The sequence below is a fragment of the Brevibacillus antibioticus genome (assembly GCF_005217615.1).
Taxonomy (GTDB): Bacteria; Bacillota; Bacilli; order Brevibacillales; family Brevibacillaceae; genus Brevibacillus; species Brevibacillus antibioticus.
Genome location: NZ_SZNK01000001.1, coordinates 2,491,846 through 2,508,883 on the forward strand (window position 1 = coordinate 2,491,846; position 17,038 = coordinate 2,508,883).

Below are 17,038 nucleotides of genomic sequence, written 5' to 3' on the forward strand. Positions count from 1 at the left end.
CTATCGAGCAGTGATTGGTTCAATTTTCACATCGTTTTGCTTTGCCCATTTATGTACTTCGCCAAGGAATTGCAGTACATCATGGCTCTCGTGATGGACACAAAGGGTATCGGCCGCCAAGTCAATGTGCTCGCCATTGACCGTCATTACTCTTTGTTTTAAAACGAGCTGACGTGTCTGCTCCATGCGTTCTTCCTTGCTGATCAGCACGCTTCCTTCCAACTCACGCGGGGCCAATCGACCATTCGGCAAATATGCCCGCTCTGCAAATACTTCCTCTGCCACCTGAAGCCCGTGTTCCAAACCTGCTTCTACAAGCTTGCTACCAGACAATGCATAGAGGATCAGTTCTTCATCAATATCCGCAATGGCTTGAACAACCGCTTCGGCGAGCTCCGGGCGTTCAGCCGCTTCGTTATACAACGCGCCATGTAATTTCACATGGTGAAGCTCCCCGCCAAGTGCTTTTGTAGTCCCTGCCAAGGCTGAAATTTGATACAGCACCAGCTCATACACTTCATTGACAGACAAGTTCATCGAGCGACGTCCGAAGCCTTGAATATCTGCATAACCGGGATGTGCCCCGATTTTCACATCATGCTTGAGTGCAGCTTCGATTGTTCTGCAAATAATATGGGGATCACCTGCATGCAATCCGCAAGCAATATTAACGGAGGTGATCCATTTCATAATCCCCAAATCCTCTGATTGTCGACCTCTGCTGAAGCCCTCTGCCATATCGCAGTTAATATCCAGATGAATCATGTATGCTCACCTTTCTTTCGCTAATCTATCCCTTGAAAACGCATTCATACGCGTGGCTTCTCGTTTTCTTCCACTTTAGCATACCATGTACGCCAGTTTAACAAAAGCAAAAAAGCTGCCGAAAAATGGCAGCTTATGAACAACTATGTCGAACCAACGGTTGCTTGGCTGCTTTCTTCTGTCTGTAAGGTCTCTGCTAGTGCCATTACCTGGTTCTTTTCTTGTTTATAATCGTATTCCTTTGCCTTATCCGGTCTGGCATTGTTGTATTCTACCGGGATCTCATGGCGATGGGAACGCTCAATTTTCGTTACAAAGTGCAGCTTTTCCATTATGCGAATCGTTTCGTCCAACAAATTGGCATCCACATACATTGAAACGTAATTTAAGCGCTTGGAGATGTAATGAATGGTGCCAAATTTGCGTAAATTTTTGGCGGCACGCGTGTTTTTCACCCACACGGCGACCCCCAGACGTCGCTCTCTCATGTTTTGCCGTCGGTCTCCTTCCCAATCGTGGTATACTTACTGGTGACAGCTATTATAGAAAGGAATCGTGGTCTATGCTGGCTACGTTTTATCATCAATTCGAAGAAGCGCTTCACCGCGAAAAAATCGTGACCCATAGCAGTTGGCAAACATATGCAGGCCAGCTCTTTTTCTATGTATACAGTACGCTCCCTGCTCCGCTCTTAACAAAGCAGCTCATGGAAACAGGAGAGCGTCTGACCACTGATACCAAATTACAGCCAGAATGCATTTACGTGCGTTCTGATGATGTGCAGCATGTGTATCGCTTCCGCTTTCGCGTACCTGACGAAAAGCAATTTTGCTGTGGCAATCTTTGTGAAGACTGCTTTCTGCTGCGCCAAAATGAATCGGGAACAGCGTAAATTACGATGGCTTTTTCACGCTGCAGCCACAGCTCCCGCCTGTCCCACAACCACTGCCCTGCGCCTCTAAAAATGGATTGTTGCTCGGTACTTTGATCGTTTCCGAGACGGAATGAGCAATGGTTCTACTCACCTGATACAAGAGCTCATCCAGAGCATCCTCTGCTCGCTTGAATGCCTGTACGGAATCCCTCAATTCAATGTTGCGCTTCAGTTCCCGTACTTCTTTGGATATATGATTGTAATCCGGGTGATACTTCCCGAACCGTTGCACATCTTCGTACTGTTCCTTCTTAGCCTCGAACACGACGAGCAGACGTTGCACTTCCTCATCTGCTTCCATTTGGCGTTTGGCCTCCAGATACTCCGAGACCTCGCGCGATTGGTTAATCATCGTGGACAGCTCATGAGACTCCATGATCAAATGCGTCATATCCACTGCTTCCAATGTTTCCATAAAGCGAGACCTCCTTTCGCCGCAAAGCTTGATAACTTTACGTCATTCCTGATTGTATCACGATGCACACCCTTAGTACAGATATTCGGGCACGACAATGCGCACTCGCTCGATATTCTCGAGACGGTAACACTGTTTGCCACCCTGTCCTGCAATCGTAACCATCCAGTACCCCATTTCCAGGCGTACTTCTGTCGGTAGCCCTCGCAGCTTTTCTTTTCCACTTTGCTGGATCTCGACCTCCAGCTTCAGTTCTATTGCACGCTTAAACAAATCCCGCATGGATTGTGGATGATACGATTGGAAATGCTTCGTCCACATTTTGGGTAGCGCTGCGATTTGCTCATTTTGCTCAGGGAATGTGTTTTCTATAGCATAACCGTCCCAAGGTCGTTCGATGAGTAGCAAGCCCTTATTCCCCTCTTGACTGTTTTGGAGTGGCTGAAGCTCCTTGCTCACACTAGCAACATGCGAAAGCACCTGCGGCTCATAACCGAAGTGTCGTAGTAAAAGAACCAGTTCTTTTTCCTGCGCGACCGGAATCAAAAACGAAGTTGGCGATATCACTTGGGTAAGAAATGGACGAAAGTCAGGAATTTCGCGCCATTCCTCCAGAAATCCAGCATGTGCTGTCCGGACGAGGAAGTACGGCTCCATTTGTATCTGCCTTGCTGTTCTCGCCCATTGGCTCACAACCTCAATCAAGCTCTCGGGCAACGGATGAACACAGGAGGCGCGAAGCTTTTCGATGACTCGCTCCTCCGTTCCTCCTTGAGCCAAATACGATTGCAACAGTCTTGCTTGCAATTCACCCCGAATCAACTGCCCTTCAAATTGGAGCTGGCAAAATCGGCTGATCTCCCATACATCCAGCAACGGAACAAGGGGAGGAATGGTAATGGCACCTGTGGGATCTACAAACCAGCCTTCCTCCGCCGACAATCGCGGCAAGCTGCTCCAACGCCAAAAAATCCCTCCCTCCTCGTCCATTCCGAGCTGAATCCATCCCAAGCCCAACAACAAGTGCATCCATTGCTCCACAATGAGCTCCTCTGCATTGTCGGGCAAAGCGAATCCTGCTTTTTTTAACATGCGCAATTGCTCCTGGATGGAGCACCACTGCTCGATAGGAACCTGTCTCATCAATTGAATGAAAAATTCCCACCAGTCGCCATGCGGCAAAAATTGTTCCATCACGAGTTGGTTCATCTCTTCCCAACGTACGAGTGGCGGTTGATGCAGCCATTGCTTCGTTTGATTTAGATCGAGTACGAGTTCTCGCTCTTCCCTATGCACCAAGCCCAGTCTGAGCGCAATATCAAGGACAACGGTCAAGGATAAGCCCTCTCTTTGTTCCTGATCGAGAGGCGGAATGACGATTCCTTTTACATGCTCATCTGTAAACGAGAGCAGCGGTAACATTTTTTGCGACATCCTGCGATGAATGCTCCCTTTTTGCGTAATGGGAATATGGTTGTCTCGAATAAACAACAAAAGCCCAAAAAGATCCAGCTGTATCCCTCTGCCTGCTGATATATAATAAGGGAGCGTTTTTGAAAGAGAAACAAAAGCCGCAGAGGCTTCCGGCAGCATTTGATTCGTTAATTGTTCTCGAACCTCTTGTGGCATCAAATAGCCGATTTCACTCCACATTTTCCGTACAGTCAAGATCAGTCCAAGCCGTCGCAATTTCGTCAAGCCGACTGACAGATGTCTGTGCTCTTTTGCCGTTTCACGTTCCCACGTTCGTTTGCTAAAAAATCCTCTCGTCGCTTTGGTTACGAAAAGCCGGATAACGGCTCGTTCCAGCTCATCAGCCTGTTCCCATACTTGCCCAATAAATACGGGGTCCAATAATCTCGCTGTTAAATCTTGCTCTTCGGCAATCTGATATCGTTTGGTCTGTTCATGTAGAATCGCTTGTCGCGTTGATTCGGACAGGTATTCCAGCGAATCCTTCACACGCACGCCTGTCACCTCAGTCTATATGATGTTCGATTCATTACTTTTACCAATCGGAGGGATCTTGATGTTGCATGTATTTCCTAGTTTACTCTTAACAGCAACCTTGGCCATAACGGGTACACAAATCTTGTCACCTCAACATCCTATCGTATCTGAGCCTGTGGCGAAAGAGGCTGTACAAGCAGATGTTGCTTATGAGGCCGTTGCTGCTCCATATCCTCCTGCTGTGCAGGAAGCTTTGAAGAAAGTTCGAAAAGATGGCGGACACACCATTGTTCGTGCTAATGGAAAATCCTATGTAGTCGTAGGTGCAGGACAGCGCCCTACAGGAGGATATCGTTTAGTGGCGGACCAAGTCAAGCGGACTGGCCCTCATGGCTATGCCGTACACGTTCGGGTACAAGCGCCCGCTCCAGGTTCGATGAAAACACAAGTCATCAGCTATCCGACTTTGGTGATTTCCCTGCCAGATCAGCAAGCAAAAGTCAGTGTGCATATGCGCTAGTCTATCCATGAAAAAAGCCGACAGTTCGAATGCCACAAGGCGTATCGAAGTCGGCTTTTTTCCTTTTCCCAATAGTTACCCTTTCCTTATCAGGGCTTTACCTCAATGGAAAAGCTCTCTGCAACACCATACGACTCGTGGTTATTATGGGCCAATTCTACCTTGACCTCATGCTTCCCAGCAGGGATATCCTTCATGACATAGCTCGGCTCAAATACTTTGGCGATCTTTTTGCCGTCGAGGTACAAATGAACATGACCTTCCCCGTGCTTGTTTTCTTTCCCCATGTTTTCGAGGGAAAAAGAGAAGTTCGTAACGGTCAATTTGAGTTGCAAATCATCTTTCTCAAGGGTATGCGTCACAGCGAGTGTCGGCGCTGCATGATGAGCGTGCGACTCGTCTGCTACCACTTCGGTTTGCGCTTGTTGGTTTGCGTACACAAACCATTCCACACCACCTGCAATGGCAATCAAGAGAAACAAACGGAAAAGAAATCGTTTGATTTTCACCGGGGCTGCTCCCTTCCAAATGAGTCTTACCCCAGTGTGCCCGACTCCTGATTGGTTCATTCATCCATTTTTGCATCATGATTCTCCCCTGCTCTCCATACATACTCAGCTTTCCAATAGGCAAAAGTAACCACAAGATACTTTAGGGAGGTCATGGACTGCGTATGAATACATGGAATGAAACTCTTTCTATTTTTGCTTTAGGAGGAGTATATGAAATTGGCAAAAACATGTACGGGATTCAATGCGGGGATGAAATTGTCCTCATCGATTGTGGCTCGAAGTTTCCGGATGAGAGTTATTTAGGAATTGATCTGATCATACCGGACATTAGTTATCTGCTAGAAAATCAAGAAAAAGTCCGAGCCTTGATTGTGACGCATGGTCATGAGGATCACATCGGGGGGATTCCCTATTTTTTGCGACAATTAAACGTCCCTGTTTACGGTACCCGCTTAACATTAGGTCTTATCGAATTAAAGCTGAAGGAGCATAATTTGCTTCATAAGTCCACCCTCATCTCCATCGATCGTGACTCTACCATTTCATTTGGCTCGCTCACAATCAGCTTTTTTCAGACGAACCATAGCATTCCAGATTGCTTGGGTGTTGTATTTGAAACAAAAGCAGGCGCTATTGTGCATACGGGTGATTTTAAATTTGATTTAACGCCGGTGCACAAGCAATCCCCCGATTTGCACAGAATGGCTGAAATCGGACAGAAAGGTGTATTGGCCTTGTTGTCGGAGAGTACCAATGCGGAGCGCCCAGGCTTTACTCCATCAGAAAAAAACGTAGGCGATCGTCTGTTAGAAGCATTCAGTAAGGCTCCGCAGAAAATATTTGTCTCGACGTTCGCTTCCAATGTATACCGCCTGCAACAAGTCATTGATGCCGTAGAAGCGACGAATCGAAGGCTAGCATTACTGGGCCGAAGTATGGTCAATGTGGTCAAAATCGCATCGGAACAAGGCTATTTGCATATCCCAGAAGACATGCTGGTTGAAATCGAGGAAGTGAGCGAGCTCGATCCAGCCCGTGTCGCTATTCTATGTACCGGAAGTCAAGGTGAACCAATGGCAGCCTTATCTCGGTTGTCGACCTCCGGATATCGGCACGTGAAAGTAGAACGCGGCGATACCGTCATCCTCTCTTCTTCCCCCATTCCTGGGAACGAACGAAATGTAGCGCGCATCGTCGACAACTTGTTTATCATGGGTGCCAACGTTATATATGGCTCTGGGACAGGCATGCATGTATCCGGTCATGGCTTCCAGGAAGAGTTGAAGCTCATGCTCACTCTCATGAAACCACAATACTTTATCCCCATTCACGGTGAGTATCGGATGCTCCATCAACATCGTCTGTTGGCTGAATCCGTCGGTGTTGATTTCGAGTCCATTTTCATTGTAAATAACGGGGATGTCGTGGATATTCAGGATGGTGTGGCTGTGCAGGAAAGAAAAATCCCTGCCGGAAATACTTTGGTGGATGGTTTAGGAATTGGTGATGTAGGAAATGGAATATTACGGGATCGCAAACATCTTTCGGAAGATGGCATTCTCGTGATCGTTGTGACACGCAGTAAAACCGACGGCAAGATTTTGTCAGGTCCTGATCTTATTTCTCGTGGATTCATTCATGCCCCGGAATCAGAGGGCCTGTTGGAAGAAGCGACTCGCATTGCATCAGAGGTGGTCACCAATATGCAGGAAGCGAATGTGAGTCAGTGGAACCGCCTGAAGCAAGGCATCCGGGAGTCGATTGGGAAATTCGTATATGCCAAAACAAAGCGCAGACCCATGATCCTGCCGATTATTATGGATGTGTGAGGGAAAGCCCTTCTTTTTGGAGGGCTTTTCTAGCATGATGATGACAATCTTGGGGTGATTGGAAATGGTGAAAATGTTTCGTTTTGCCTAACATATAGAAGAAACGAAACGATAAGGTGATACGTACGTTAAAAGGGTTATTTTCCCACGCCCCGTTTACAGAGCGTGGATATTTAACCCCCGAAATTTTCTTTCCCTCTTAAAATATCTTCTTCGCATCCTGCTCTTCCTTCAAAATCTCTACAGCCTCGCGAAAACGCATAGAGTGAACGACTTCACGCTCCCGCAAAAACTTCAAGCTATCCTGCAAATCAACATCATCGGTCATGTCAATTAGCCATTGATACGTCGCGCGGGCTTTTTCTTCTGCTGCAATATCCTCGTAAAGGTCGGCGATTGGATCGCCCTTGGCAGCAATATAGGCTGCCGTCCAGGGCACACCACTGGCATTGTTGTAAAAGAGCGCCCGATCATGATTGGCGTAATGCTCACCCAGTCCCGCTTCCTTCAACTCTTCGACAGTCGCGTCTTTGGTCAGCTTATACACCATTGTGGCAATCATTTCGAGATGCGCAAACTCTTCGGTAGCGATATCCGTTAATAAACCTACGACTTTATTTGGGATCGTATACCGCTGGTTCATATAGCGCAGGGCGGCTGCCAGCTCTCCATCCGCCCCTCCATATTGCTCAATCAAATATTTCGCCATTCTCACATCGCACTTACTGACTCGAACCGGATACTGTAGTTTTTTTTCATAGATCCACATCGGTTTCGTTATCCCTCTCTTCTAAACTTGCCAAGGCCATGGATCATCATTCCACTGCCACGGATAGCCTGAATAGCTGCGGCCAAGATTTTGCAAAGGCCCGTACAATTTCTCATATTCGTTCGCCAAAACCCAGCGCTGCTCCGTTAAATCATTAAACTGGTGAAGCGCATTCTGATCGGTGGGATGCGTATCTAAATAAAGACTGAGCTCTACCAGTACAAAGTCAATCGCTTGCAGCTGTTCAAGCAATGCGTAATATTGTTCATCGCCAAATCTATTTTCAGCTGTCATAAGTGCCCCCTCCCTAAATGACTCAGTCTGGGATCATAGGGGCTAAAAAGTGCCGGCCATAACGTACCTAATTTCAACGCTTCCATCGGACTGTATTGCGGCAAGTTCTCCGGCTGAAACGTCATGAACAGCTGAGGGGGCACCTGGTAGGTCTTTACCCGAATCGGCGGACAAGGATCAAAGGGACCAACGTATGGAAAGTAGTCGCGTGTTTGCGAATGCAATGCTAATATCCTCCTCCAAATTGCAATGTCTGTTCCTTCATGACTACACTATGCAGCCCACCCAGTAGGCGTGATTCCTACTCCCAAAAGAAAAACCGCTCTCCTCCATATTGATACAAGTACGAGAAGGGTGTGAGGAAACCATAAAGAAAGAAAGCAAAAAAGAAAGGCATTCGCCTCCCCCTCTGCTTCATCCCGTCACTTGCAAGCGCCCCATCATGCCGCTTTCTTTGTGTCCCGGGATCGTACAATAAAATTCATAGGTTCCTTCCTCCAATGCCTTCCACACGCTTTCAACAGCTTCTCCTGGTTTGGCGTGCAAATGAACTACGCCCTCACCCATTGCTCCATGATGATGTTCGTTGCTTGATTCTGAAATCGTTACGATTTTTCCTTGCGACACAAGCTCGATATCGTGCTCTACATTGCCATCATTTTGAAAGACGACTTTGATCTCCGTATCTTTTTTCACGATAAAGTGGTTCGGTTTATACGAAAAGTCGACGGCTGTAAGATTGATTTCTGTCGTGCGATCGCCTGCAAAAAGAGCCGGGGATGGAAACGATAATGATTGAAACCAGAAGAAGACGGCAAGCAGTAAGACAACTGGAGTAGCTGGATGATGAAAAAAGGAGGACCACTTCGTTTCTTTGTTATTGAAATCAATCAGCTTGGCTACAAGCAGCATACATACGGTAAAGAGCATGACGAAAACAAACAGGAGAGGCTCTACTTTTTCACCGGGAACCATCTCTCCCAGCATGGCGCCCATCATCCCGCCCATGACGCCCGATAATATTCCTTCAACAATACTCAGGATCGACAACGGAACTCCTAGTAAAAAACCAGCCAGCCCACCTGCCAGCATTCCCCACATGGTGGATACATAAAGGTCCCCCCGGTAAACATCGCCGAGGATCAACCCTCCGATTAAACCAATCATCATACTGACTGACATCGTGCTCATCATGCCTTGCATATGATCGATTCCCTGCTTTCGTCGCCATATAAACCCTGTGAAGCAAACATAAGCGACACCGACATAGATCAGGACCTGATATACCGCGTTCAAGATACCACCCCCGAGTATATTCCCCTCATTGTAAAGTATGTCCTCCACCAACAAAGTAGGACACAACGAACGTGAAAACCCTCTGACTGCTGTCGAGAGGGCTCACACATTTACTATTTCGTTTTTGCTTACGCTTCTTGGCTGAGATGCGTTCTTATGGGAACAAAAAACACTCGCTCCACCTCATTCGCTGATAATGGGCGACTGTAATAGTACCCTTGAATTTCCTTGCAATGATTTTCTGTCAAAATATCCAACTGATCCTTCGTTTCAATTCCTTCTGCAATTACCTCCAATTTCAGATGCTTCGCCATCGAAATAATGGTGGCCACAATAGCTTTATCGTTATCATTTCGAGACAGGTCTGTGATGAAGGAGCGGTCGATCTTTAACTTGTGGATCGGGAACTTTTTCAAATAGCTCAATGAGCTGTAACCGGTTCCAAAATCATCCAAGCTAATTCTCGTTCCGATTTTGTTTAACTCTTGCAGGATACTGATCGATACTGCCGAGTCCATCATCATGCCCTCCGTGATTTCCAGTTCCAAAAAGTGTGGGGCCAGCTTGGTTTCCTCGAGGATATTTTTGATGTACGGGACCAGGTTCTGTTGGTGGAATTGATGGGAGGACAAGTTGACGGAGATGGGTATCAACGGTCCCCCTCCATCATGCCACTGCTTCATTTGCCTGCATGCTTCGCGAAGCACCCATGTACCGATCTCATAGATCAACCCTGTCTCTTCAGCAATAGGGATAAACACTCCTGGCGAAAGCATCCCTTTGATCGGATGATTCCACCTGACGAGCGCCTCCACTCCAATCATGCGATTACTTTCCGAATGAAATTGAGGTTGATAGTACACCACCAGCTCTTTTCGTTCAATTGCTTTTCTGAGATCACGTTCTATTTCAATATTCTCCAGCAATTGGACATCGAAATCTGGCGTGTAGAACAGATGACCATTTTTTCCCTGTTTTTTCACCTCGTACATGGCCGTATCCGCTTTTTTGAGTAGCGCGACAGCATCCGTTCCGTGGTCTGGGAATATCGCCGTTCCAATACTTGCTGATATGTAAAATTCACTGTCTTTTAGCGAGAAGGGCTGTTTCAACGCTTCAATGATCTTGTCCGCTAAACTCGCCGCTTCCCTGCGGTCCGCTCCTGTTTCGCAGAGGACGGTAAATTCATCTCCACCCATGCGGGCAATTGTTGCGTGGTACCCTTTCGCACTTTTTGCAATTCTGTCGCTGACCCCCTGCAAAAAGATATCGCCGTAGGAGTGACCCAAGGAATCATTGATCATTTTGAAACGATCGATGTCGATAACCATGACGGCAAAGCTCAATGAATCTTGGCTGCCTTTTTCAATGGATTGATGAAGAACTTGGTTAAACTTTCTTCGGTTCGGTAAGTCGGTCAGCTCATCGTGATAAGCTAAATACCTGATTTTTTCTTTCACGCGATTCTCTTCGGTAATATCCTTTACAATGATGTGATTCCCCACCACCTCTCCCTCAACCTCAACCGGGACATTGAGTACACTCAGCTCTACGCGATTTCCGTTCGGATGAAAGATGGTCGTCTCAAAATTATTACGATTGGGCTGAAAAGACCGGGCAAAAGAATCTTTGGTGATGTCCCTTTTCTCCTCAACAATATGCATGCCAATTTTCGATACATGTTGATTGATGAACTCTTCCTCCCGCAGTCCACCAATCTTCGTGACAGCTGGGTTCATTTTGATAATACATCCACCTGTATCTAAGGAAATAATGCCGCACTCATTATTTTTATAAAGGGAACGATACCAGCTTTCACTTTCCTGAATGACCGTATCTTTTTGCGAGAGTCGTTTGTTAATAAACAAGCCGAACAATGTAATACCGATCAGCAAAAAAGTGACCCATACAATGATATAGGCCAAGGTCTCCGGCTCAATTTGCGTTTCCACTTCTGTTGTCGGCAGCTCTCTTTCGTGGAAATGCGCTGCAACCATCCCGGTGTAATGCATACCCACGATTGCGGCTCCCATAATAAGTGAGCTGCCCAATTTGTATACATACGCGTATTTCGATTGTTCACGGCGAAAGTAAAACAAGAGCCAAAGTGCCGCTACTGAAGCAGTCGCTGCGATGATAATAGATAAAATGACGATCCACATATTGTATATAGTTTTGATAATCATCGCGGCCATTCCAAGGTAGTGCATCCCAGATATTCCAGCAGCCATAAGAATTCCCGCGATTCCTAGCTGTCTCGCATGTAAGTTGCTTTTCGTGACGGTAAACAGGGCAATGCTTGAGACATAAATGGCAAGAATGACAGATAGGATGACATACTCCATGTCATACAGAACCTTAATGAGGAGGGTAAGTGCCAGCATTCCAACAAAATGCATGGACCATATTCCGACCCCCATCGTTGTGGCAGCCAAAATCAACCAGCGTAGCTGATGCCCCCCCTTACTTGTACTCACTCTGGCTGCCAAGTTGAGAGCAGAAAAAGAAGCTGCAACCGCGATTAAATAAGATAGTATCACAAGGAAACTGTCGTAGGTCCCATGTATCTGGTGATCCAACTCCTTCACCGCTTTCCTATTGTTAATCTGGATGGTCTCACACCTAGACCATGCTGCCTGATTCACCATAACAATTTCTCTGTAGGTAGGAATCGATTTCTTTCGTGGGCAGTGGTTTACTGTAGTAGTACCCTTGGACTTCATTACACATTTGTTCCTTTAGAAAACCAACATGTTCTTGTGTTTCTACACCCTCTGCAATAACAGCAATTTTCATGTTGTGTGCCATATGGATGATCGTTTTAATAATCGCTTGATTTCGTGGATTCAAATTCCGGACAAAGGATTGGTCGATTTTTAGCCGATCGATCGGAAATTGACTTAGATAGCTCAAAGAACTGTAGCCCGTCCCGAAATCATCGATACTGATGCTAATCCCGAGACCTTTCAAGCGATTCAAAATCCGAATCGTATAGTCAACATTTAGCGCCATGCTTTCCGTGATTTCCAGCTCCAAGTATTGCGGAGATAAGCCCGTTTCTTCAAGGATCGAGGTAATCATCTCAATAAGATTGTTTTGCATAAATTGGCGTAAGGATATATTCACCGCAACCGCCAGCTCGGTAAAGCCTGCTTCCTGCCACTCTTTTGTCTGTTGGCATGCCGTTCGCACTACCCATTCTCCAAGTGGTACGATTAAGCCGGTTTCTTCTGCGATCGGGATAAATTGAATAGGTGGGATGAGACCAAGGTCTGGATGTTCCCAACGAATCAACGCCTCCATGCCAATAATCTGACCCGTGCGCAACTGAATCTTCGGTTGGTAGTGTAGCGTAAATTGTTTCTCATCCAAAGCTTTTCGCAGCTCTCTTTCAAGCTGTAGCTTTTTGGCTAAAATCTGATGTAGTTCCTCCGAGAAAAATTGATAATTGTTTTTCCCTTGCTCTTTTGCCAAATACATGGCAGCGTCCGCATGCTTCAATAGCGCTTCAATATCATCTCCATCTTCTGGATACATGCTGATGCCGATACTTGGTGTGATAAAGATTTCGATATGGTCTAACGTAATCGATTCGGACATGCTGGTGATGATTCGCTGCGCAATTTCACCAACTTCTTCGTGTGTGACACCTGTGAGAAAGATGGCAAACTCATCTCCGCCTAGTCGAGAAACAGAATCTTCTTTCCGCAAACAACCGATGAGACGATTTGCTACCGCTTGTAAAAGAACATCCCCTATGGAGTGGCCAAGCGTGTCATTGATGTTTTTAAATCGATCCAAATCGATGAACATGACGCCGATTTTCTCATCTTTGTGTTTTGCCTTGAGCATTGCCTCTGCCAATTTTTCATGAAAAAGCGTTCGATTAGGCAGGTTGGTTAAGGAGTCGTAATGGGCCATGTAGCGAATCGTTTCTTCCGCCTTTTTTCTCTCGGTTATGTCAATCATGGAGCCTACCATCTCCACGATTTCTCCGTTTTCCTCAATAGGTGACAACGTAATGTAATAATCATTTCCAGATAGTTTCAGTTCGAAGGTAACGGGCTCGCCAGCGAAAGCTCTACGAAAACAGCTTTCCATTTGCTCCGCTACCTCATAAGGAAAGATTTCATACGACGTTTTTCTCAACATCCTCTCAGACGTTAGCCCGAGCTCTTCCGCAATTTTCCCTTCACACAAGGTATAAGTGATGTTCCCTTTCGGATCTGTCACGATCTTGAACACACAGTTTTGCAAGTTTTGGACCGTCCTGCGAAAATCGTTCTGCAATGCTTCTGCCAAAGCTGCCTCTGCTTCAATGCGGTCGGTAATATCCGTACGGATCGAAACATATTGATACGGAACTCCCCGGTCGTCTAGAAAGGGCACGATGGTCGTATTCATCCAGTATTCATTGCCGTTTTTGTCGCGATTTTTCACTTCACCCTTCCAGACTCGTCCTTGCTTAATCGTTTCCCACATCAGTTTAAAGAACGACTTGGAATGATAGCGAGAGTTAATGACCCGATGTGTATTCCCAACCAATTCATCCATTTCGTATCTGGAGATTTCACAAAACTTGTCGTTTACATAGGTAATGACGCCTTTGTCGTCGGTAATCGCTACAATCGAAGATTCATCCAATGCATTTTTGATATCGTGCAAGTCTTTCATCGTCTTGGAAAGAGACTCTTCCATCTGCTTTCGTTTCGTGATATCCGTCCCGATTGCCACGTACTGATAAAGGAATCCACTGTCGTTCATGAACGGAACTAACGTCATGCTCAGCCAATATTCCGAACCGTCCTTTCCTCGATTTTTCATCTCGCCTTTCCATACTTTTCCTCGGCTGATGGTATCCCATAGTGATTTAAAATAGTTTCGTGGATGGAAGCCGGAATCGACAATGTTATGGTTCTTTCCGACTAGTTCCTCTCTACTAAACTTGGATATTTGACAGAAGTTGTGATTGACGTAGGTGATGATTCCTTTTTCATCTGTGATCGAAATAACAGAAGACTCTTCCAATGCAGACAATGCATACTTTACATCTCTGATTTGTTTAAACACATGGCACCCCCGCCTGTTCTCGCATTACAATTGAAACTTACGAATGGAATGCTGCAGCTCTTCTGCCATTTCGGCGAGTGTACGGGAAGCGGTTGTAATCTGTTCCATAGAAGCTGTTTGTTCTTGTACAGAAGCAACTACGCTTTGCGTGTTTTCCGCTGCCATTCTTGAAACATGCGCAATTCCCTCTATAAATTCCACTACGGAAACCGTTCCGTTATTGGCTTCATTGATTTGTCCTGACATTTCTTGTGTTCTTTTCGAGACTTCGTCTACTACTCCCAAAATTTTATGGAAGGCAACCCCAGCTTGTTCGATCATGATGACTCCTTCTTGAACAGCTACGTCCCCCTGACTCATGACGTGAATCGCCTTTTCCGTATCTCTTTGAATGTCCCCGATGATGGAAGCGATCTGCGAAGCGGCTTGCGCGGATTGCTCTGCTAATTTGCGAACCTCATCTGCTACGACCGCAAATCCTCTTCCCTGTTCTCCCGCTCTCGCCGCTTCAATCGCTGCGTTTAACGCCAATAAATTCGTTTGACTCGCGATTTCCGTAATAATCGAAACGATTGAGCCGACTTCTTTTGATTTTTCGCCGAGCATATTGACCACTTCGCTAGAAGAGCTCACTCTTTGATTAATCTCATTCATTTGTTCGATTGATTTGGCAACCACTTCATTGCCTTCGGTTGCTGTTTTGTTCGCTTCAACGGATGAGCTGATCGCATGCTCCATGCTCGTTGATACTTGCTGCATAACTTGCGAGATACTTACGGCAATCTGTGTGGCATTCTCTGCATCATTTACTTGCCTCTCAGCACCTGCTGCAATACCTTGGATTGATTGGGATACGTGCTCTGCTGTCTGACTTGTTAATTCGGAGCTGGCTGTCAATTCCTCGGAGGATGCGGCTACTTGTTGTGAATGGAAGGAGACTCTTTCTAATAAATCTTGCAAATTGTGCTTCATTTGGGAAAAATGGCGGGCAAGTTCACCGATTTCGTCTCGATTCTTGATATGAATATCTGCTTGTGCCAAGTTCCCTGCGGCAATTTGTTCTGCGGCTTGCGTGATCAGTAAAACGGGACGAGAAATGGCACGTCCAATCATGAAGGCGATACCTACTCCTGTGAGAAGAGCAAGCAAGCTAAGCGAGACAACCAGGAGCTTTGTAGATTGAATACCGCTATCCAGCTCGGCTATATCTTGTTCCAATAGCTTCTGTTCGAGAGCAACAAATTCTTGGGCTTTTTGAATAAACATTTCGCCGACTGGCGTACATTCATCTCTGACCAAGCGCGTGTACTCTTCTACCTTGTTTTGTTGTTTTAACGCGACAACCCGATCAATAATCTTCTCGTGTTGGGCATGCAGCTCGTTCATCTCTGTTACAAGTTTTTGCCCTTCCGAATTCATACCCATTTTGGATAGTTCGGAAGTAAGCTCTTTATAGCTGTCATTTGCCTTCGTATACCCCGCCAGGTAGCTGTCATCGCCTACAATGACGTATCCTCGTGCATACTTTTGTCGTTCACTGACACTTGCAATAATGTCCTTGGACAGCATCTCCTTGTTAATTCGGTTTTCAATCATTGTCCGATAACGGGAATCGATGGATGAAATCTGAGAATAACCAATGCCTGCTACTGCCACTAAAAGTAATAACACTGCCAAAAATCCTAAAAAAAGCTTTTTCCTTACCGTCAACTTCATAATAGTTGTTTCCTCCATCGTAATATAATCCCTTTATCTTATGTAACGGCATTTTCTATAGGTCTTTTGACCTTTTTATCAAATAACATTATTCTGTAACATTTCTGGAGTTCTTTTCGACAAGGAAAAAGCCCCGACTGCCAAGGCAGACGAGGCTTACATTTCCATATATCCGGCTCAAGCTTCTTACATGTCTTATCGTTTTGGCGCCCGAAAACCTGCTTGCTGCGCTTCTTCCTCCGTCGCAAACCACATCTCCGCATTTGTTTGCTCATAGCTAGCGGAGCCAGGAACGTGATAGATTTTCTCGCCTTTGCTATTGATATTGCCCTTGATGGTCTTGCCTTCTGGTGGTGCGGTGTCGGCTGTGGTATTGTTCTTGGACTGTTTTTTTGGTTTGGCTTTTTCCTTAGGAGCCCCTGCCTCCTGCCCTTCCAAAGCCCACAGTCCGCGATTCTGCTCCCGCGCCTCCCGCTCCGCAGCCAAGAACAGCTCTGCTTGGGCTACATTCGGTGGGATCGTCATAATTCGGGCGTAGCCGTCACGAACGAGCTTTTCATTGACAAAGGTGCCGTCTTCCAAATATACGTAAGCAAGCAAACGCTTGTATTTGTCATAGGGCTCGACATCGAACCTCAGCTTAACCTTCTTGCCCGTTAAAAGCTCTTTGGAGTAATTGCTCGCTTCCTTCCCGTACGGTTCGACTGGATGGTTCGGTTTCACTGTTTCTGGGGTATCTACGCCAATCATCCGGACTTTTTCCCCGCTATCCAACTCGAATGTATCGCCATCGACCACTCGTTTGATCACAGCATCCATCTCGCCGTTAGCTTCTGGTTGGCCGGACGCTCCACATGCAGATAGCAAAAGAGTCAGTGCGAGCAAATACATAGTAAATCGTTTCATAAACTTCCTTCTCCTCTTCTATGTTGCATTGTTTTCCAGCGTAGTGGATTTGCTAACATAGG

At 46.2% G+C, this 17,038-nt stretch carries 16 protein-coding genes; 3 read left to right on the forward strand and 13 right to left on the reverse strand.

Going from position 1 to position 17,038, the window contains the following annotated elements:
* Together E8L90_RS11425 and E8L90_RS11430 are read right to left on the reverse strand one after the other, a co-directional pair.
* A complete protein-coding gene (locus E8L90_RS11425) occupies window positions 1–765 on the reverse strand; it encodes a LamB/YcsF family protein (protein ID WP_137029501.1) in 765 nt (254 codons plus the stop codon).
* A gap of 143 nt (window positions 766–908) precedes the next feature.
* A complete protein-coding gene (locus E8L90_RS11430; RefSeq protein WP_007725782.1) occupies window positions 909–1,253 on the reverse strand; it encodes a YlbG family protein in 345 nt (114 codons plus the stop codon).
* 74 nt (window positions 1,254–1,327) lie between these two features.
* Here E8L90_RS11430 and E8L90_RS11435 point away from each other — a divergent pair, with 74 nt between their 5' ends.
* A complete protein-coding gene (locus E8L90_RS11435; RefSeq protein WP_137029502.1) occupies window positions 1,328–1,657 on the forward strand; it encodes a hypothetical protein in 330 nt (109 codons plus the stop codon).
* Between the two features lies 1 nt (window position 1,658).
* Here the strand turns inward: E8L90_RS11435 and E8L90_RS11440 are convergent, their stop codons facing one another.
* Both E8L90_RS11440 and E8L90_RS11445 read right to left on the reverse strand, forming a co-directional pair.
* A complete protein-coding gene (locus tag E8L90_RS11440; RefSeq protein WP_137029503.1) occupies window positions 1,659–2,114 on the reverse strand; it encodes a YlbF/YmcA family competence regulator in 456 nt (151 codons plus the stop codon).
* Window positions 2,115–2,186: 72 nt separating this feature from the next.
* Window positions 2,187–4,082 carry a hypothetical protein gene (locus E8L90_RS11445; RefSeq protein ID WP_137029504.1) on the reverse strand — a complete coding sequence of 632 codons (1,896 nt, stop codon included), beginning with the start codon at window positions 4,080–4,082 and terminating at the stop codon, window positions 2,187–2,189.
* A gap of 61 nt (window positions 4,083–4,143) precedes the next feature.
* Between E8L90_RS11445 and E8L90_RS11450 the strand changes: the two genes are divergently transcribed.
* Complete coding sequence (locus E8L90_RS11450) at window positions 4,144–4,584, forward strand: protease complex subunit PrcB family protein (protein WP_137029505.1); 441 nt, start codon at window positions 4,144–4,146, stop codon at window positions 4,582–4,584.
* Window positions 4,585–4,673: 89 nt separating this feature from the next.
* Here the strand turns inward: E8L90_RS11450 and E8L90_RS11455 are convergent, their stop codons facing one another.
* On the reverse strand, window positions 4,674–5,093 hold the full coding sequence (locus E8L90_RS11455; RefSeq protein ID WP_137029506.1) for a thioredoxin domain-containing protein: 420 nt from the start codon (window positions 5,091–5,093) through the stop codon (window positions 4,674–4,676).
* 164 nt (window positions 5,094–5,257) lie between these two features.
* Between E8L90_RS11455 and E8L90_RS11460 the strand changes: the two genes are divergently transcribed.
* Window positions 5,258–6,925, forward strand: a complete 1,668-nt coding sequence (locus E8L90_RS11460; RefSeq protein WP_137029507.1) for a ribonuclease J — start codon at window positions 5,258–5,260, stop codon at window positions 6,923–6,925.
* Between the two features lie 199 nt (window positions 6,926–7,124).
* Here E8L90_RS11460 and E8L90_RS11465 read toward each other — a convergent pair whose 3' ends face one another.
* From E8L90_RS11465 to E8L90_RS11500, 8 genes are all read right to left on the reverse strand, one after another.
* Complete coding sequence (locus E8L90_RS11465; RefSeq protein WP_137029508.1) at window positions 7,125–7,694, reverse strand: manganese catalase family protein; 570 nt, start codon at window positions 7,692–7,694, stop codon at window positions 7,125–7,127.
* Between the two features lie 21 nt (window positions 7,695–7,715).
* A complete protein-coding gene (locus E8L90_RS11470; RefSeq protein ID WP_137029509.1) occupies window positions 7,716–7,988 on the reverse strand; it encodes a spore coat protein CotJB in 273 nt (90 codons plus the stop codon).
* Complete coding sequence (locus E8L90_RS11475) at window positions 7,985–8,212, reverse strand: spore coat associated protein CotJA (protein ID WP_137029510.1); 228 nt, start codon at window positions 8,210–8,212, stop codon at window positions 7,985–7,987. Before E8L90_RS11475 ends, E8L90_RS11470 begins: the two co-directional genes overlap by 4 nt.
* A gap of 190 nt (window positions 8,213–8,402) precedes the next feature.
* Entirely contained in the window at window positions 8,403–9,284 is an 882-nt protein-coding gene (locus E8L90_RS11480; protein WP_137029511.1) for a cupredoxin domain-containing protein, read from the reverse strand.
* Between the two features lie 128 nt (window positions 9,285–9,412).
* Window positions 9,413–11,863, reverse strand: coding sequence for a bifunctional diguanylate cyclase/phosphodiesterase (locus E8L90_RS11485; protein WP_137033397.1), 2,451 nt, complete (start codon window positions 11,861–11,863; stop codon window positions 9,413–9,415).
* 43 nt (window positions 11,864–11,906) lie between these two features.
* On the reverse strand, window positions 11,907–14,354 hold the full coding sequence (locus E8L90_RS11490) for a bifunctional diguanylate cyclase/phosphodiesterase (RefSeq protein ID WP_137029512.1): 2,448 nt from the start codon (window positions 14,352–14,354) through the stop codon (window positions 11,907–11,909).
* A gap of 24 nt (window positions 14,355–14,378) precedes the next feature.
* Window positions 14,379–16,070, reverse strand: coding sequence for a methyl-accepting chemotaxis protein (locus E8L90_RS11495; RefSeq protein WP_137029513.1), 1,692 nt, complete (start codon window positions 16,068–16,070; stop codon window positions 14,379–14,381).
* 195 nt (window positions 16,071–16,265) lie between these two features.
* Window positions 16,266–16,976, reverse strand: coding sequence for a thermonuclease family protein (locus E8L90_RS11500; protein WP_137029514.1), 711 nt, complete (start codon window positions 16,974–16,976; stop codon window positions 16,266–16,268).
* Window positions 16,977–17,038 lie beyond the last annotated feature (62 nt).

Coding starts and splice junctions, on each gene's coding strand:
- E8L90_RS11425 (WP_137029501.1), bottom strand. CDS start 765: ATGATTCATCTGGATATTAACTGCGATATGGCAGAGGGCTTCAGCAGA.
- E8L90_RS11495 (WP_137029513.1), bottom strand. CDS start 16,070: ATGAAGTTGACGGTAAGGAAAAAGCTTTTTTTAGGATTTTTGGCAGTG.
- E8L90_RS11435 (WP_137029502.1), top strand. CDS start 1,328: ATGCTGGCTACGTTTTATCATCAATTCGAAGAAGCGCTTCACCGCGAA.
- E8L90_RS11465 (WP_137029508.1), bottom strand. CDS start 7,694: ATGTGGATCTATGAAAAAAAACTACAGTATCCGGTTCGAGTCAGTAAG.
- E8L90_RS11460 (WP_137029507.1), top strand. CDS start 5,258: ATGAATACATGGAATGAAACTCTTTCTATTTTTGCTTTAGGAGGAGTA.
- E8L90_RS11450 (WP_137029505.1), top strand. CDS start 4,144: ATGTTGCATGTATTTCCTAGTTTACTCTTAACAGCAACCTTGGCCATA.
- E8L90_RS11440 (WP_137029503.1), bottom strand. CDS start 2,114: ATGGAAACATTGGAAGCAGTGGATATGACGCATTTGATCATGGAGTCT.
- E8L90_RS11470 (WP_137029509.1), bottom strand. CDS start 7,988: ATGACAGCTGAAAATAGATTTGGCGATGAACAATATTACGCATTGCTT.
- E8L90_RS11500 (WP_137029514.1), bottom strand. CDS start 16,976: ATGAAACGATTTACTATGTATTTGCTCGCACTGACTCTTTTGCTATCT.
- E8L90_RS11430 (WP_007725782.1), bottom strand. CDS start 1,253: ATGAGAGAGCGACGTCTGGGGGTCGCCGTGTGGGTGAAAAACACGCGT.